This window comes from Bradyrhizobium sp. AZCC 2230 (genome assembly GCF_036924495.1).
Lineage (GTDB): Bacteria > Pseudomonadota > Alphaproteobacteria > Rhizobiales > Xanthobacteraceae > Bradyrhizobium > Bradyrhizobium rifense.
Genome location: NZ_JAZHRS010000001.1, coordinates 4,840,571 through 4,857,537, shown reverse-complemented (window position 1 = coordinate 4,857,537; position 16,967 = coordinate 4,840,571). Strand labels below are relative to the sequence as shown.

14 protein-coding genes and 1 pseudogene are annotated in these 16,967 nt (G+C 56.8%); 9 read left to right on the top strand and 6 right to left on the bottom strand.

What is annotated here, in order from left to right:
- Positions 1-41: 41 nt before the first annotated feature.
- On the bottom strand, positions 42-731 hold the full coding sequence (locus V1280_RS23320) for an antibiotic biosynthesis monooxygenase family protein (RefSeq protein ID WP_334529384.1): 690 nt from the start codon (positions 729-731) through the stop codon (positions 42-44).
- 207 nt (positions 732-938) lie between these two features.
- Here V1280_RS23320 and V1280_RS23315 point away from each other — a divergent pair, with 207 nt between their 5' ends.
- Entirely contained in the window at positions 939-1,490 is a 552-nt protein-coding gene (locus V1280_RS23315) for a TetR/AcrR family transcriptional regulator (RefSeq protein ID WP_334529381.1), read from the top strand.
- 1,407 nt (positions 1,491-2,897) lie between these two features.
- Here the strand turns inward: V1280_RS23315 and V1280_RS23310 are convergent.
- Positions 2,898-3,140 carry a PilZ domain-containing protein gene (locus V1280_RS23310; protein ID WP_334529378.1) on the bottom strand — a complete coding sequence of 81 codons (243 nt, stop codon included), beginning with the start codon at positions 3,138-3,140 and terminating at the stop codon, positions 2,898-2,900.
- 6 nt (positions 3,141-3,146) lie between these two features.
- Positions 3,147-3,368: a hypothetical protein gene (locus tag V1280_RS23305; protein WP_334525123.1), complete on the bottom strand. Its 222-nt coding sequence runs from the start codon at positions 3,366-3,368 to the stop codon at positions 3,147-3,149.
- A gap of 343 nt (positions 3,369-3,711) precedes the next feature.
- Between V1280_RS23305 and V1280_RS23300 the strand changes: the two genes are divergently transcribed.
- Entirely contained in the window at positions 3,712-4,038 is a 327-nt protein-coding gene (locus tag V1280_RS23300; RefSeq protein ID WP_334529375.1) for a hypothetical protein, read from the top strand.
- Between the two features lie 676 nt (positions 4,039-4,714).
- Here the strand turns inward: V1280_RS23300 and V1280_RS23295 are convergent.
- Positions 4,715-5,624: pseudogene (locus V1280_RS23295) on the bottom strand (transposase); the annotation flags it as partial.
- 595 nt (positions 5,625-6,219) lie between these two features.
- On the opposite strand from V1280_RS23295, the gene V1280_RS23290 reads away from it, so the two are divergent.
- The 7 genes from V1280_RS23290 (at position 6,220) to V1280_RS23260 (ending at position 15,541) form a co-directional block, all read left to right on the top strand.
- The gene (locus V1280_RS23290) at positions 6,220-6,621 is read left to right on the top strand and encodes a c-type cytochrome (RefSeq protein ID WP_334529372.1); all 402 of its coding nucleotides are present in this window, start codon (positions 6,220-6,222) and stop codon (positions 6,619-6,621) included.
- 887 nt (positions 6,622-7,508) lie between these two features.
- Positions 7,509-7,874 carry a hypothetical protein gene (locus V1280_RS23285; RefSeq protein WP_334529369.1) on the top strand — a complete coding sequence of 122 codons (366 nt, stop codon included), beginning with the start codon at positions 7,509-7,511 and terminating at the stop codon, positions 7,872-7,874.
- Between the two features lie 580 nt (positions 7,875-8,454).
- The gene (locus V1280_RS23280; protein ID WP_334529366.1) at positions 8,455-8,922 is read left to right on the top strand and encodes an SgcJ/EcaC family oxidoreductase; all 468 of its coding nucleotides are present in this window, start codon (positions 8,455-8,457) and stop codon (positions 8,920-8,922) included.
- 585 nt (positions 8,923-9,507) lie between these two features.
- Complete coding sequence (locus V1280_RS23275) at positions 9,508-9,705, top strand: hypothetical protein (RefSeq protein ID WP_334529363.1); 198 nt, start codon at positions 9,508-9,510, stop codon at positions 9,703-9,705.
- A gap of 241 nt (positions 9,706-9,946) precedes the next feature.
- On the top strand, positions 9,947-10,630 hold the full coding sequence (locus tag V1280_RS23270; RefSeq protein WP_334529360.1) for an alpha/beta fold hydrolase: 684 nt from the start codon (positions 9,947-9,949) through the stop codon (positions 10,628-10,630).
- Positions 10,631-11,236: 606 nt separating this feature from the next.
- A complete protein-coding gene (locus tag V1280_RS23265; RefSeq protein ID WP_334529357.1) occupies positions 11,237-13,621 on the top strand; it encodes a GAF domain-containing protein in 2,385 nt (794 codons plus the stop codon).
- 267 nt (positions 13,622-13,888) lie between these two features.
- Positions 13,889-15,541, top strand: a complete 1,653-nt coding sequence (locus tag V1280_RS23260; protein ID WP_334529354.1) for an ATP-binding protein — start codon at positions 13,889-13,891, stop codon at positions 15,539-15,541.
- Positions 15,542-15,694: 153 nt separating this feature from the next.
- On the opposite strand, the gene V1280_RS23255 is transcribed toward V1280_RS23260, so the two are convergent.
- Both V1280_RS23255 and V1280_RS23250 read right to left on the bottom strand, forming a co-directional pair.
- Complete coding sequence (locus V1280_RS23255; RefSeq protein ID WP_334529351.1) at positions 15,695-16,405, bottom strand: GNAT family N-acetyltransferase; 711 nt, start codon at positions 16,403-16,405, stop codon at positions 15,695-15,697.
- A 96-nt stretch (positions 16,406-16,501) separates the two neighbouring features.
- Positions 16,502-16,930, bottom strand: a complete 429-nt coding sequence (locus V1280_RS23250) for an NlpC/P60 family protein (protein ID WP_334529348.1) — start codon at positions 16,928-16,930, stop codon at positions 16,502-16,504.
- Positions 16,931-16,967: the final 37 nt, after the last annotated feature.

Below are 16,967 nucleotides of genomic sequence, written 5' to 3'. Positions count from 1 at the left end.
CCGCGGGCAAGCGCCGGCTTTGCTTTCGCGAACGACGGAGCCTATCGGTGCGTCGTAGGGCTACGAGGAATGTCAGGATAGTATTGCGGGCTCTCACGTCGATCGAACATGCCGTAGTCACGCACGATGCGCACGACGCGATGACGAACAGCATCGGCCGCGGCGAGGCGTCGCGGTTCAAACTGCGCTGCGGAGCTGCGGTCGCGCCAGATCGCCAACAATACAAGTTTTCCCGGATTGTAAATGCTTGAGAAGACATCGTGGTCGATCAGGGCCGATTGTGTTCGATCGAGTGACAAGCGGTCAGCGAGCTCCGACGGAGCCAGTGATCCTGCTCCAGCCGGCGCCGGCAAAACCTCGGTAAGCGTTGCAAACTTCCCAGCGCCGACCTCCGTCTCGTCCAAACGATGTTCAACCAGACGCACGCCATCGGGAGGCGCCGTATCCGACACGACTTCGCCAACCCGCAAATGATAATCTTGAAAGACGTCATCGCGGCCGCGCTGTTGAGTTTCGTGGTGCTTGGCGACGGTGCGCCACCTCACAACGGACTTTTCGTCTCGCCATGTGGAATGCGACAGGATCCATCCTGGCCGGCGCGCGCTTTCGAATCGCTCGTTATCGACGAACCCGTCGATGCCCTCCAGGATTGGCCTCAAGTCTTTCGCAAGAGCCAGGTAAAGGTCGAATTGCTCTTTCTTGGGATGGACTTCGAAGATCACGGAGAACATCTTGATCACCCAGCTTGCATGAGGTTCGCGCCCGGGGGAGAGGATGTCTTCCTGCCGCGCTCGACGGACCGAAGCCCGCCCAATGGCCCGAAGATCAGGCTCGCTGCCTTGTTTACCATAATGCGCTATCGATAGATAGATTGACGGGCATTGTTTTTGATCTCTGTAAGCCCTACCTATCGAGAGGTAGCCACTGGAGCAGACTCAATGAGTGACGTCGCCGCAGCCATCATGGACGCCGCCGAGCGGCGAATGCGGAAGGGCGGCTTCAGCGGTTTCAGTTTTCGAGAGATTGCAGCCGACGTGGGCGTCAAAAGTTCTAGCGTCCACTATCATTTCCCGACTAAGGAGAATCTCGCGGCTGCCGTCATCCAGCGCTATACCGGACAGACGGCGGATTTGATCGAACGGGAGCTCCAGAAGGAGCCAAACCCGGTGAAGGTTTGGGTGAAAGCGTTCCGAGGGACCCTGCACTCAGAGGATCGCATGTGTCCATGCGCCGTGCTCGGTGCATCAACCATAGATCTGCCGTTGGAAGTATCAGCGGAAGTAAAGAAGTTCTTCAAGATGTGTCATGAGAAGCTCGTGCTGGAGGGCCTCTCGTCGGATGAGGCCTCGCAATTGCTGGCAACGATCACGGGCGCATTGGTGGTGGCCAATGCGGTGAATGACTTCGCGACATATGATCGTGCTACGCGTGAGTTCACCCGGTCGTGGAAGCCCGCGCCGACAAAGGCTGGTCGTCAACGCTCGAAGTAAGCGTTGAGCCTGCGCCGGCGAGCCAATTTTACTTCGGCCTCCCGAGCTTGATAATGAGCGCACCGAACCACAATTCGATTTCGGCGATCGGTGTTCCTTGCACGAACAGGGTTAGGGTTCCGCCGCCTGTCGTTGCGCACGTAGCAACCATGGGGGAGTTACATCAGGACAACCGGTACAATCGGTTCAGCAATGATGTCGGAAGGCTGACTAGCATGCGTCCGATGAGCGTGCGGGAATTCGTGCAGAAGAATGCACATGCGTTCGCACCGGCCGTGCATTCGAGCGCGGCTGAATAAGCGTGGCACTTGTAGAGAGGAGGCCGGTTTCGCAAAGGGGCGTTGTCACGAGGGCACGCAACCACCGATACCGATATTCACTTCAAGTCACGATCTGACGAAGGTGGTCCCTCGGGGAGCTCCTCGCGTCTCGAACGCAGTCTGTCTGCAATCGACATACTTTTTCAGAGGATTTTTTTTTGCTTACTCGTTCAAATGAGACAGAACCGGAATTTCGGTTCGGACGCGCATATCGCGCTGTAACGCAAAGGGAAAGTGGCGCGCCCGACACGATTCGAACGTGTGACCTTTGCCTTCGGAGGGCAATGCTCTCTGGTGGCAGGAATTTGGGAGCTCTCGAGAAGAGGTGACGAAGGCTGATAAGCGTTCGTACGAAACGGAGGCAGTGGCAGAATAAGGAAGACCGACAAACGGAGTGAGTTTGATAACGGATAAGCTTTGGTTGCAAGCGGAATCAGCTCTTCAACTTATAAGGTTTCTAACAAAATGGAGTCAGTTGCCTGACTGATAAGAAAAACAACGAAACGGAGTCAGTTGGGCAACTGATAAGGAAATAGCTGAAAGCTTATCAGTGTTTCGGCTGTGTTGGGCGCAATTGGACAAATACGGGCTCAGACGCACTGACGGATCACCGCTCCTCCCAATCGAAACGGTTATGGTGTTGGCCAAGCATTGCTTTTTCGCGAAGATGAGACCGGGGAATCATTTAGCTACGGTTATAAGCTACGCTTTTGACCACTGCTCCGCTTCGCATCTCGTGAGCCAAACTCCCGATAAGGCGTGATTATCGAGATCTAGGACCGCTCTCCGCGCAGAGCAGACATTTGATAGAAAGCCAAGGTCGTCTAGGGGCCAAAAGCGGAACTCGTCGTTGTCGCGGGGGCTCTCGCAGGCTGCCTATCTGCGAGCTTTGAAAACTCAATCGAGCAGATTGCTCGCCAGGGACGGAGAGCCGCCGCACGATCAGCAGTGATGTTAACGATGCCGCCATGGCAAGCCGTGGCCTTCATCGTGCCGGTCACGGTCGCGTTGTTGCCGAGCTGGATTGTCAACCGCTGACGCAAGTACGTGGTGACAGTGACGCCGACTGAAAGGTCTCTTGATGCCGCTAATTGAAAGTTACGCCAATCTTGTACGCTCTTCGCCAGACCACGCGGCATGATATTTTTAGTTTGTCTTCAGGTATGATCAACGTAAACGCGGCAGGAATGGTCCCGCTCAGATCGGAAAGCTGCAGAGCGGCGCCCGTAATAGAGAGATCACGAATAATGCAGGAGGTTTTGTCGCCTCCATATTCAATCTGCGCCGGCTTTGAAACGCGATAGCGAGGCGCAATCCGGGTTTCGACCACTGGTGATCACTCCCAATTTATTCCATACTCGTCGGTCGTTTGATTGATCCAGAGCAGAGCGGCTCTAGTATCGAGCCAAACCAGCCGCTCATCTTCGAGGTCTTCGTCAGAAGTCATATGCAGCAGGAACTTATTCTCGGCGAACCTAAAAAGGCTATCGCGCGCCTGACATTCAGCAAGCGTTTGAGTTGCGATAAATGCATACTTTCGCGTGGCGACGAGATGCATGGAAAATCATAGGAAAGCGAAAAATGAATTCCCACATAATCACGGATAGAGATTAAGAATTCTTCAAGGACAACCGGGTAACGGCGCGCGGGGACCAAGGCGGTGAACGCAATAAGCCGCAGCGGCTTTCACCGCCGCGGCCCTGCCTGATCAAACGTTGGGTCAATGAAATCAATGAAATATTGGCCAGCCCCGGCACCTCGAAAGCTACGCCCGGATACTGCTGCCAAGGGAGAGGGCCGAGTGAGCCGCGAAGACTTCCCGGACGGTAATGGATTGTTAACCCATCCACCCCGATCATCAACGCTGACTAGCGTGGATAGATCATCCAGAAACTCACACATTGGGAGCCGTCGCTGATCTCAACCCGGCGACGGCCTTTTTTGTTGCGGTGAACATGGAGTATCGAGCTTTCACGAACGACAGTCTCACCATGATGTACGAGAGTGTTCGGGGGGCTCTCGCTTCCGACGGCGCTGCAAGGACCGTCGGAGACAAGCCCTGCTTTCAGGTGCGGGAAACGCGTGACTGGAAGGAGCATGCCGTCAATCTTGAAACCGAAATGCTCGGGCGAGGGATGTTCTTCGAGATCATCGATTGGTCAGAAGATCAGGGCAGTTGCCACTTTAACGTCGCCGACATTGCCCCTTATCGCGCTTTAAGGAATTAGTTACGGCTCATTGCCAAGCTGTGACCATTGCAAATCGTCGCGGCGGCGACGCCAATATCGAAGTTCGATTGATCAAGACCTGCTCGGTTGGCAGTCTCTTCATGCGAGAGGCCGTTATGCTCAAGGGGTTCATGATTGCCGTTCTAGCGCTAATCTTTTTATCAATGTGCGATCAATACACATCCAATGGCCAATATACCGATGCGGTCATCATGATGGCCAAGCAGATTAGACACTCCTTTGGTGCCTAATTGCACCTGTCGTCGCCCAAGCGTGAGCATGATGAGCGAGACCGATATTCTTGACGTGCTAAACAACCATGAGTGTCCGGATTGCGGCGCAAATAAATTGCGATCCGCACTCCGCGTCGATATCGCCGAGCATCTGACCTGCAGCGAGTGCGAAGCTCGTTTCTACATTGCGCCACGTCGGCCATATGCCAAGGTGTTCATTCGTCAATAGCCAAGAGCCACGTCGTTCCAATGGATTATCCGCCTTGGGTCATTAGGCAACCTGACCGGCGTGTTGACCATGCCCGCTCCACCCTCGAAAGCCGATGTCAGCGGCGCCGACTTGCACTTCCGCTAAGGGTCCAGGCCGTGTAAAAACGCGGCGCATCACCTCCATACAACTGAGGGCGGCCATCAGTGTCGCCATTGAGCCCGCTGCCCGCGCCTCACGCTCGCATGGCCGCCAGCAATGGCTCGACGCCGAGGATGTTCAGCACGCGCGTGATATTGTAGCTGAGTACGTTCAGTGCCATTTCGGTCGCGACATTGGGCAACCGCTTCATTAGAAAGTGTGTTGCACCCATTCGCATCTTCTGTGTGGCGAAACGGATGCTCGACGGTTTGGCGGCGCACACGCATGGCTTGCGGGTTCTGATCGAGCCGCGTCTGCGCGGCCTCGACCACGTGTTCGTGTTCCCAGCGTTTGATGCGGCTCGTTGGACGTCGTGCACTGATCCTTGAGCGGGCATGTGCGGCACGCCTTCGTCAAGTAAATCCGCATTTTCTGGCCATCTTCATCAGGGGTGAAGTGGTGCGCCAGCTTCTCGCCGGCCGGGCAGCGATAGACGTCGTCCTTGGCCAAATAGACAAAATCAGGTTTCCCAAAGCGGCCTGCCGACTTGGCTCCCGAAGTCTGCGGCTTGGGTAGCGTCACCGCGACCCCGGCCTGTTCGCATGCGAGGATGTGCTCACCTTTGAAGTAGCCCCGATCGGCGACGACGTCCAAATTGTCGCTGCGCAGCGCGGCCTTCGCCGCCTGCGCCATCTCGCCAGTTGCGATCTATCGGCGCCGACGTTGGTGACCTCGTGCGCGACAATCAGATGGTTCGTAGTGTCGACTGCACTTTGTACGTTGTAGGCGACCATGCCTGAGCCGCGCCCGCTCGTTGCCATCGAGCGGCAATCGGGATCGGTGAGCGATATCTGCTTGTCGGGCGAGGCGAGCAATGCCTTTTCAATCGTGGCCAGTCGCTTCACTTCTTCTTCGAGCTTCGCCAGCTTTTCCTTAAGCCGCGTCTTGGTCAGTTGCACCGTTTCCGACGGCTCTTCTCCTGCGGCAGTCTGGCGGTCGGCGGTAAGCCGATCGAGGTCGTCCCCGGTCGCTGAGGGCAGCCTTTGACCCGCAGCGCCCCTCGAACAAGACGACTGGCGCAACAAGCGCCGCACCGTCGCGATGCAGCATGACACTGTCGTGGTCATCTCTTTTGGACATAGGAGGGTTTGGTCCCATATCCTCCGGAAAGATGCCGAGCACCACTGCTGATTGACCGAAATTGAGAACCAACATGACCGAGGAAGTCGCTCCAGAGCGGAAAGATGGTCCCTCAAGTCGTACGAGTGTCCCATCTGTAAAGCCTCGACCGAGGCTGACATTTAGGGATCTGCTGAGGGCTCTCGGCGACGCATTGTCTGTGCCCACTTCTTGGTGAGTGGCACAATAGCCAAAGCTGCCATTTCCGCTGTTGTGCCCCTGGCCCATCGAAGTAGCGGCGCACTTCATTAAAGTCCGCTCAGTGAGGCACAGCGGACTAGATTTACTCAGCTTGAGTTCTTCGCTTTTGACCCAGAGCCGACGGAGGCAGATGGCTGGTTAATGGCTGGACTTCCTTTATAAGCTGGAGTGACCCAGGCGGCGGTTTCAGTCGCCCTTCGCAGGCGACGAGAGGTTGGCATGAAGCGTATCGGCCGGCTGGGCCTCGTGATATCGAGCGCAATGTTGTACTTGCTATCGTCGTCCTCGCTTTCGGCTCAGGACGTTCTCTCGAAAGGCGCAGAGCAACAGTTGTTCAACAACGCTTGTCGAACTTGCCATTCGACCCAAAAGGACGACAATCGTCTTGGTCCTAACTTGCACCAGATTATTGGAAGGAAAGCGGGATCGCTGCCGGAGTACAATTACTCGGCAGCGATGAGGGACAGTGATTTCATCTGGGATGAAGCAAAACTCGCGCGCTTCATAGCCAATCCAGATGAGGTCGTTCCTGGGAATAAAATGGCTCCCTACGGCGGTCTTGCGTCGGTTGAGGATCGAAAGAAGATCGTGCTTTTTCTGCAATCGATGCGATCCCAATAGGGCTGTCGCTCACGTGCAAGCGCAAAAAAAAAGCCCGCCCGAAGGCGGGGCGCAAGATACCGCGTGATCCGCAGATCACTCAGAGCCACATGATGCCTCTCCAGCGCTTCTGCGCGAGCTCGTTCTCGCCACACCAACAGTGAGCAGACTAGCATCTGCTGAAGCCTCGACTATTTTCGTTGTTTTCGGGCGTGGCGTCAGAATCGCAATCTGACTGGGAGAAGCCGGCATCCCAGCTGACATGAGCGTCGGTGCAGCCGGACTCTCCTCCACCTGGGCCGCGCCCAGCACTGCAACCTGATGCCGGGAGATCGGGAAGCCTGTAACTTCGAAAGTTGGGCGCTGTAGTGCGCACGCGTTGGCGTGATTGATCGTCACGCTTCCAATGCTGGAAATGGCGGTCACTATCAGAAATGTGTTTCTCATGGGATTTCCCCTCTCTTGGTTTAGAGATATTCCCACCACAAATTCCACGCTCACCTTAATCTTGGCCCACTTGAAACCATGTGAACTGCTTCACGGTTGGTCCGAAGCATTCCGCAAAGGTTCAATTGCGTTGGGAAAGGTCAGCGTCGTTGCACTTCCACAGAAGGCCGCAGCCACGCCTAACTGACTTCAGGTTGAACTGGCGGAAAACCATTGCTACGTTTCGAGGCCCCATCATTCCTTCTAGTTGTGATGGGGCGGGCGATCAGGCTTACTGACTGTCAACCCGTTCAGTTTACTTGGGCCCTGGCGCCTCCGGGCGCATTTCAAAGTCGGCTGGGCGATGTCGTTGATGCATTTCCCTCCGTTCTTCCCGTTGACCCGGACGCGAATTTATTTCTCGGCGTGATCGCGTTCAAACGATTGAATTTTTGAACAGGGGGGCTGTTATGAGAGCCCGGTTGCAGAATACGTACATCGTAAGATCGATGATGGTGGCATTGCTGCTGATGTCCACGCCCGTGGCGGCTCGCGATCCGGAAGGCAAATACGCGCAAGCCGATCCCGAAATGCACAGATGGTTCGAGCAATTGAAATCCGAAGGAGGAGAGGCCTGCTGCGCTCTTTCCGACGGAAATACTTTGCGGGACACAAATTGGCGAAGCCAGAACGGGCATTTCCAAGTCTTTCTTGCGAACGAGTGGATTGACGTTCCGGACGTTGCGGTCGTGAAGGTACCCAACCGCTTCGGGAGAACGGTTGTTTGGCCCTACTATGATGACGGTCGTCCGACTGTTCGCTGTTTCATGCCGGGTAGTATGATTTAGGGGCGCGTGGTTGGTCCGGAAATGGCCCATCCCAACCGTCCGGACGGCGCCCGGTCATGTCCGAAGTTGAGGGTAGACCGGATGGCGTTGCCTTGCGCCCGTGCGTCAATCCTCCTGACCGTACTTCTCCGGAACGGCAATGCGCCGGTGTTAAGTCTTGTCTGGTGTCAATCACCGGCCTAATAAGTATTCGTTGTCCTGCGAGCCCATGAGCAATGGATCAGGGTTCGGCAATGACTGACCTGATCCTGAATCATTTCCGTTCGCCTGAATGCCGCGATGAGACAAGAGATGAAGCCGAAGGTGTAGCCGCGGCTCAAATTTTTCTAAACGACACCTCCGTACTCCGCCTTTCTCGGAGCCCATTCTGAATCATGTGTTCGTTTGCCACGTGGCCATTGAGGCTCCGATGAAAAGCATCTGGACAAGCTCCAATTCAGTGAGGCTACCCGCTGGCGCCTTCGCTGAGGCGCTACCACGTCCGGACCAACATCGGCCAGTGGCAAACTTGAGCAGTACGCTCGAAGCGCGGCGCGGCACTGGCATTTCTAGAGGTAACCACATGCGAGGAGTGCAAGCCATGAACAAAATGCTTTGCGTATTGGCAGTGACATTCGCCGTTGTCGTACCCGCCTTCGCAGACGACGCCAAAACAATTGCACAGCGTGTCGACGACAAGTGGATCGAAGCCTTCAACATGAAAGATGCCGCCGCTCTCACCGCGCTATACACGGCCGACGCCGTGTTGTTGCCGCAAGGTGTGGATCAACCCATCATCGGCACTGAGAATATCCGCAAATTCATGGATCAGATGGTGAATGAGAAGCTCAAAAACATGGTTCTGCCGGTCGCGCAGGCGAACATGATAGACCCAAACTCACTTTATCAAGCCGGTACCTGGTCTGCTGATGCCGGAAGCCAGCAGATCAAAGGAACCTATATGAGCGTCATCGTCCGGGATGGCGCAGATTGGAAATATCGCGCCGACACCTGGAACATGATGCCGCCCCCTCCGGCGACTGTCGGTTCAAGCTCAACAAACAAGTAGTCCCCAAACGCTGCGGTGGAGTTGATAAACAACGGCCGGCAAACTGCTGTTTTGTCCTGGTCCACGGAACTGGTCGGCCTGGTGTCCCGCTTTGCGCGAGGCAAGCCGGGCCGATCAGCCTAGCCTCGCCCCGCTTATGACCATATCACCAGAATGCTGCGGCGGCAGCGCATCGTCCTACAATCGACCGCGCAATTTCCGCTGTTGGCCCATCGCTTCCGTTGACGCGATGCAGCTACATGTCGGTTCATAGGGTCAGACCGGAAGTTTGCGGCCGAGCGTCAAACCGCCGCTTATGACCCCCTCAACAGACATCTGATTTCGTTCGAGCGATGGCTGCGTTCGCCGATTGTCTTATTCGCTACGGGGTACTGTCCGTATTTAACCTCACTGTCCTAAGTTGATTTTGGCAGTGTCCTAATTCAGGTCCCGTCTGACCCTTGAGATAGCTCAAGGAATTTCGTCCGCTAGAACACATCGCGAACGAGGTGTTTCGCTGCGCGAACATGAGGTGTAGAGTTCCGTAGAACTTCGGTGCCCCCTCGAGAGTTTTAAGCAGAGCGAACTTTGTGACAGGAGGAAGTCATGAGGCGCTTCAGATTCAAACCGGATAAAGCGCTTGGAGAACGGCTCATCAAGGAAGCCAGGTTAGCGAGAGAAAAAGCAGAACAACTGCCGCCGAGCCCAGAGCAAGAGGCCCTTTTGAAGAAGGTCCAGGAATCCGATGTCGCCGCCCGCATTGCCGAATGGCTGAACTTGCCCGGTCTAAAGCCACCAACCTAAAAGTAAGGCCGCCTCAGCTGGCGGCCTTTTTCATTTTCGAATGTCACCTCGTGACCCATCAGCGAAGTGGCCGCACGGCTGATTGTGTTCCGTTCAATGGATAGCGGGATTTCGACCCACAGCCCCACGATCAGCCCCGCCCCTCGATGTTGATCTCGCAACCACCATCATTGCAGATCAATCCCGATCAAACGGGCAAGCTCGCTAGGGTCTATTCCAGCAGCAACGGAGGAAACTCAACATGGCAACATTTGTCCTTGTGCCCGGGGCGGGCGGCATGGCTTGGTATTGGCACCGCGTGATCCCGCTTATTTGCGCTGCGGGGCACGAAGCCATCGCGGTCGGTCTGCCCGGCGACGACAGGAACTCCGGTCTCGCCGCGTATGCGGAGATCGTTGTCCGCGCCATAGCGGAACGAAGCGCCGTGATACTCGTCGCTCAGTCGCTTGCGGGCTTCACGGCGCCCCTTGTTTGCGGGCCTGCGCCCGTGGGGATGCTTGTGTTCGTCAACGCGATGATCCCCGAGCCCGACGAGGCCGCCGGTGCATGGTGGCATGCAACAAGAGCGGTCGAGGCACGGGAACAAGCTGCGAGACGCCGCGGGTATGCGACGGAATTCGATGTGGAAACTTACTTTCTGCACGATGTACCCCAACACGTGCTGCGCGCCGCCCCGAAACCACGCGAGGAAGCCGAGGCCGTTTTCGGCGAGCCGTGTCGCTTCGCGCGCTGGCCCGACATCCCCATTCGTGTTCTTGCGGGAAGAGACGACCGATTTTTCCCGATCGAATTTCAACGGCGTGTCGCGCGTGAAAGGCTCGGAAAGGAGGTGGAGGAAATCTCCGGTGGCCATCTGGTCGCCTTGTCAAATCCGAAAGGCCTAGCCAAGTGCCTTCTTGCGTATGAGAGGGGCCTGACACCCTAATCACTTGCAATCCAGCGCTTGATGTTAATTCGAAGTGTCGGCGCGGCGGGTACGGCCGATATTCGGTATTTCAATGATTCAGCTTTTGGCCTATCAGCGAAGTGGCCGGGCACCTCGTCGAGGTCCGCTTATCGAGGCACGGCGGACTAGATTTGCTCAGCTTGAGTTCTTCGCATTTTGACCCCATGCGGACATCACGAGCCACGGTGTCAAAGTCGGCTGTCCGGGGTTAACTGGACATCGCTATCGACGACTTGTCACTAATGCGAGGTTGCAGTCAGCTATTACCCCCGAGACGATGCCTATACGCCAGCCCTGAGATTGGTTAGATTTTCGCCCGGAGGCCAGAAAATGGTGACGCGCGGACGAAAAGCAGTAAAGCGGGCGACAGCGCCCAACCCCAACACTGCCCGCAATTCCCAGTCCCCTGCCGTCCAATCTGCTCAATCCCAGCCTCACAAGCCAAAGCCCGGTCAGCGACGGGCTGAGAAGTCTAGGCCTGAGACTGCGAGGCTAAAATACCTGCTGCACGCTGCCGAGGGTCGCCAGACCGCGACCGCAGAAATCCTCAAAGTTATCGCCAGCTCGCCATCGGACGTGCAGCCCGTGTTCGAAGCAATCGTCAGAAGTGCGGCAAAGCTGTTCGAGCCTTGCTCCGCGACGATTACAACTCTGAAAGACGAGAAGCTTCACTGGAATGCAACGGCAGCTTCAATTTCGGGGTTTGATGTCGAACGCGTTCGCTCGGTATATCCCATTCCGTTCGACCGGGACCGCGCGCCTTCCGCACGGGCAATTCTCGAACGTCGTATCATCGAAATTCCCGATGTCGGATCTCCCGACACGCCGGAATTTACGCGCAACGCCGCCGCCGCTGGTAACTTTCGATCTATCACTTTCGCGCCGCTAGTCGATCGAGAACAAGGAATCGGCACGATCATCTTTACCCACCCGGAAGCCGGATTCAGGTACTCGGAAAGGCAGTTGGCACTCATTCAGACATTCGCTGATCAAGCGGTGATTGCTATTCAGAATGCGCGGCTATTCAATGAGGTGCAGGCGAAGACGCGAGACCTCACGGAATCGTTGGAGCAGCAGACGGCGACCTCGGAGGTTCTTGAGGTCATCAGCAGTTCTCCCGGCGATCTGCAGCCGGTCTTCAAGTCGATGTTGAACAATGCTTTGCGGATTTGCGAAGCGAAGTTCGGCCAGTTGCTCCTGTTTGATGGCAGGGGATTTCTGGCAGCTGAACTGCACAACACTCCTGCTGCCTACGCGGAGCTCTTCAAAAGCGGACCGCTTGTTCCGGGGCCGGATACAGGTCTGGGGCGGCTCGTTGCAAGCAAAAAGGTCATACACATTCCTGACGTTATGTCGGGACGCCTGTTTGCTGAGCGCGAGCCTCTACGCATTGCGACGGTCGAGATATTGCGGGCTCGAACCCTTCTCGCCGTGCCAATGCTTAAGGACCCCGAGCTTGTTGGAGCCATCATCATTTATCGCCAGGAAGTTCGGCCCTTTAGCCATAGGCAAATTGAGCTCGTAACCAACTTCGCCGCCCAAGCCGTCATCGCCATCGAAAACACGCGGTTGCTAAAGGAATTGCGCCGACGTACGGACGACCTGAGCGAGTCCCTTCAGCAGCAGACCGCAACCTCCGAGGTGCTCAAGGTTATCAGCCGCTCGGCGTTTGACCTGCAGCCGGTGCTTGATGTCATTGTCGAGACCTCGCGTGAGCTGTGCGGTTGCGACGCCTCCACGATCTTCCTGCTGCGAGACCGCAAATTTCATGTCACTGCCGTGTCTGGCGCGTTACCTACCCATTTGGAGTTCCTGCGATCCAACCCGGCATCCGTCGATCAACCGGGCTCGGTACTCGCGCGCGTGGCACGCCAAAAGCGTACCCTCCACTACCCAAACGTTGCGGACGATCCCGAATTGAGCAAAGGCTTGACTGGCCTAGGCGGGCCACGGGCATTATTGACGGTGCCGCTGATGCGGGACGATCAAGTGATCGGCGCAATAACCCTACGCCAGTCGCACCTCAAGCCATTTACTGACCGGCAGATCGAGGCGATCGAGACCTTTGCCGACCAGGCGGTGATCGCGATCTCGAATGTGGGACTGTTCGAACAGGTCCAGCAGCGAACCAAGGAATTGACGCAGTCGCTCGACGAACTGCGCACCGCGCAGGATCGTTTGGTGCAAACCGAGAAGCTGGCCTCGCTTGGCCAGCTCACCGCGGGCATCGCGCACGAGATCAAGAACCCGCTGAATTTCGTCAATAATTTCTCTGCCCTCTCGGCGGAATTAACAGACGAACTGAATGACATGCTCAAGTCTGCCTCGCTGGACGAAAAGATGCGGGAAGATGTCCACGAATTGACAAGCACGCTGAAGGGCAATCTCGAAAAGGTCGTCCAGCACGGCAAGCGCGCCGACGCCATCGTCAAAAACATGCTACTGCATTCGCGCGAGGGTTCCGGCGAACACCTTCCCACAGATATCAATGGGCTTCTCGATGACAGCCTCAATCTCGCCTATCACGGTGCGCGCGCCGAAAACTCTGGGTTCAATATCACCCTGCAACGCAGCTTCGACCCAGGTGCCGGCACAGTCGAAGCGTTTCCGCAGGAATTAACTCGTGCCTTTCTCAACCTGATCTCGAACGGATTTTATGCCGTAACCAAGCGCAAGACGGAGAGCGGCGATTCCGGCTTTGAGCCGATACTCAGCGCTACCACGAAGAATTTGGGAAACACCGTGGAAGTTCGCATTCGCGACAATGGCACCGGCATCCCCGCCGAAGTAAAGGAAAAGATGTTCAATCCGTTCTTTACGACCAAGCCGGCAGGCGAAGGGACTGGACTCGGCCTTTCGATGAGCCACGATATTATCGTGAAACAGCACGGCGGCAGGATCGATGTCGAGACGGTGCCTGGACTTTTCACTGAGTTCAAGATTGTATTACCGCGGACGAGCCAAAGGTAACCCACTAAACCGGTTGACCAGCGTCCATTTGCTGCGGCGCATGGGTCTGGTTGTGGCCCATCAGCGAAGAGCGGCGCACCTCGTTGAGGTCCGCTTAGTGAGGCATAGCGGGCCAGATTTACTCAGGTTGAGTTCTTCGCGTTGTGACCCACAGCGGAAGTTGGATGTTTGGCCGCATCTTCGGTTTGGACGGCCGTGAGAGCTATCGCAAGCTGCAGTTGGTTCCGTTATGTTGCCCTCACCGTCAAAGCCGACGAACCGTTCCGCATGAACGAGAGCATCCACGGAGAATGTGCCGCTTCTGAGCTGCAAGATCAGTTAACCGAGCTGCGGGGTCGGGTGACCGGACTCATCGAGCAACAGACGGCCATCTCGGAAGTGCTGCGCGCTGGCTCAGGAATGAGGCAAGTCATGGAGCATCGGGACCCTTCATCGCCGACAACCATGCCGGGGATTCTCCGGTACGGCATTGCAGTTCTGTCCGTAGCAATTGCAATCGGGTTGGATTTCTTCCTGCTCCGGCATTTCGAGGCTATTTTGACGCCGTTCCTGCTCGCGGTCGCCGCGACCGTTTGGTACGCGGGGACCGGGCCAGGCGTGCTCGCCATTGTCCTTTCAGTCCTTAGCCTTAATTACTTCTTCCTGCGTCCGTTTTTTTCCTTCAGCCCGATCAGCTATACCGATCTGGTTTATCTGACCTTTTGCATATTTTGCGCCCTGGCGGTCGGCTGGGTCAGCGGCGCGCGACGACGGGCAGAGCAGGAGCTTCGTCAGGCCCGCGAGGAGCTGGAGGCCACGGTGGCGGAACGGACCGCCAGCTTACAGCGGAGCGAGCGATATTTGGCGGAAGCACAGAGGCTGACTCACTGCGGTGTGACGGCCTACAAGGGCTCGACAATTTTCTTTGGGTCGGAAGAGATTTACCGCATCTGGGGGTTTGATCCGGCGCAGGGTGTTCCAAACCGCAAAACTGTGCTGCAACGAATTCACCCCGACGACCGTGACCGGTTGGACGCAGAGGTTGCGCGCGCGGTTAGGGAGAAGACACGTTACTCGACCGCGTTTAGAATCGTACTGCCCGATGGAACGGTGAAACACCTCGAATCAATCGGCCAACCCGTGTTCTCAACAAATGGGAAACTAGTCGAGGTGGTCGATACAGAGATCGACGTGACGGAACGCAAGCGGGCCGAAGAAGCATATCGCGAGGCCCAGATGGCGCTGGCGCATGCCAACCGCGTCGCGACGATGGGCCAGTTGACGGCCTCGATCACCCATGAAGTGAACCAGCCGATCACAGCGGCAGTCACATACGCGTTAGCCGCTCGGCGTTTCCTAAGCGCGGATCCACCAAATTATGGCGAGGTGAATGACGCGCTCTCTCTGATTGTCAAGGAGGGGAATCGCGCAGGCGAGGTCGTCGAGCGCGTTCGTGCGCTCGTTAAGAAGGTGCCCGCACGAAAGGACGCCGTAGCGATCGACGATGCCATCCTTGAGGTTATTGCTCTCACCCGTGCGGAGGCCGCAAACAATAGCGTCTCGGTGCGGACGCAATTTGCGGAGGGCCTGCCGCGCGTCCAAGGCGATCGGGTCCAACTGCAACAAGTGATGCTGAACTTAATCGTCAACGCCATTCAGGCCATGAGGGGCATTGGGGAAGGCGCGCGCGAATTACAGATCGGCGTCAATGCCGACCCGTCCGAAGGTGGCGTGCGCGTCGGGGTGCAGGACACCGGCCCGGGGCTGAGCTCGGAGAGCCTCTCGCGTCTGTTCGAGCCATTCTACACGACCAAGCCCGAGGGCATGGGCATGGGCCTATCTATCTGCCGCTCGATCATCGAAGCCCACGGCGGACGGCTGTGGGCGGTCCCGTGCGAACCGCAGGGTGCTCTCTTTCAGTTTACGATCCCTGCCACCTGAGCGGACGGATCGTGATCGAGCCGATGTCGCTCTTTGGCCCGTTGCTGACCTTCGCCCGCAGAGCCGCTATGTCTGCTTCCCGGAGATGAGTCGACCTTGATGAAGCAGCCTGCCAAGGACAGCTTGTGACCCATATGAGACATTCGCGCTGAGCTAGATCGCTCGGGCGAAGCGCCGGAAGCCAGGCGTGCCGGTGAGCGCTTCGAAGGTAGCGTCGCGCTTCTCCTCTGCAAATGAGAAGCCGGCTTTCGCGTAGCAGCGCTCGGCCTTATCATTGCCGATCACAAACGTAATCGAGGCATGCGCGAAACCGGCAGCGCGACCAGCTGCAATCCCACCTACGAGCAATGCCTGAATCACCCCGCGGCCACGAAACGCGGGCGCTGATGCGACATGCTCGATCAACCAATCCTCGTCACTGCCCTGAACCCAACACGGCCGGGCATACGCTCCGCGCGTGTAGATGGCTGCAAGATCGGCTTCACTCATACCGGCGCGGCGTGCTGCCTCATCGATTGCAGGCCGTACTGTCTCGCGCGCAAACCGTGAAGGCATGGCGCAGAGTGCCGCGGCGCGCTCGCCGTTGATCTCGGCCACAAGAAATTGCGAGACGTGATACCAGGAGCTTTGCTCGGCGACCGCAAGCCGCTCCAGGAATGCGAGCACCTCAGGCTCGGGCCCGTCGAACGCAAAGTCGAACCAGCCAAGCGGCCGAGGCCCGCGTTGCGCGAGCAGGATTGTGCGCGCGATGAATTCGGCGTCGTCGGTACGCCCTCGTCGGATTTCTGGTGTCATGATTTCGTCCCAACTTGTCATGGCGAGACTTGTCCTAGCCACCCACGTCATTTCATCAGGCCGCTCCATGGGGGCATGCCCCGGCGAGGAGCGAGCCAAACATGTTTCTACCGCTTTTCTCGCCACTTAGGCGTCCGCAATCGCAGCAAACCAAGCGTCCGTCGTTTAGTTTGCTCCGCCGAATTTCCGTAGTCGCTTCGCCCCGATGAAAATCCGATATTCGGCAAGCATCTGGAATTGGGCGAATGGCCAGATTACGGCCGTTGATTCTTTCTTGCTTAGATGGATTGCCTTGCCGCCGCCCAGGTAGAGCGCAACATGCGCTCCCCAAGGACTGGATGTCCGATTGAATAAAAGCAGGTCCAATGCCCATAGCTCGCCCGTTACGATTACAGTTTCCTCGGCGTCTTCCCGAAGGTTGCTGGAGCGAAAAGGCGAGATTTCGTAGCCGAAGTGCTTGAGCAGAGCGTATGCAAAGTTCTGGCAATTTGGGCTCTCTGAAATGCTCGATAGAAGCGGCGCACTACCATCGTGATCTTGATCGTATTTGATGCGCCAGAACTGCGCCGGTATCGTATCGGACGTGTATTCCATCTAAAGTCTCCCCGCCAAACCTTGGCCTACTCGGTTG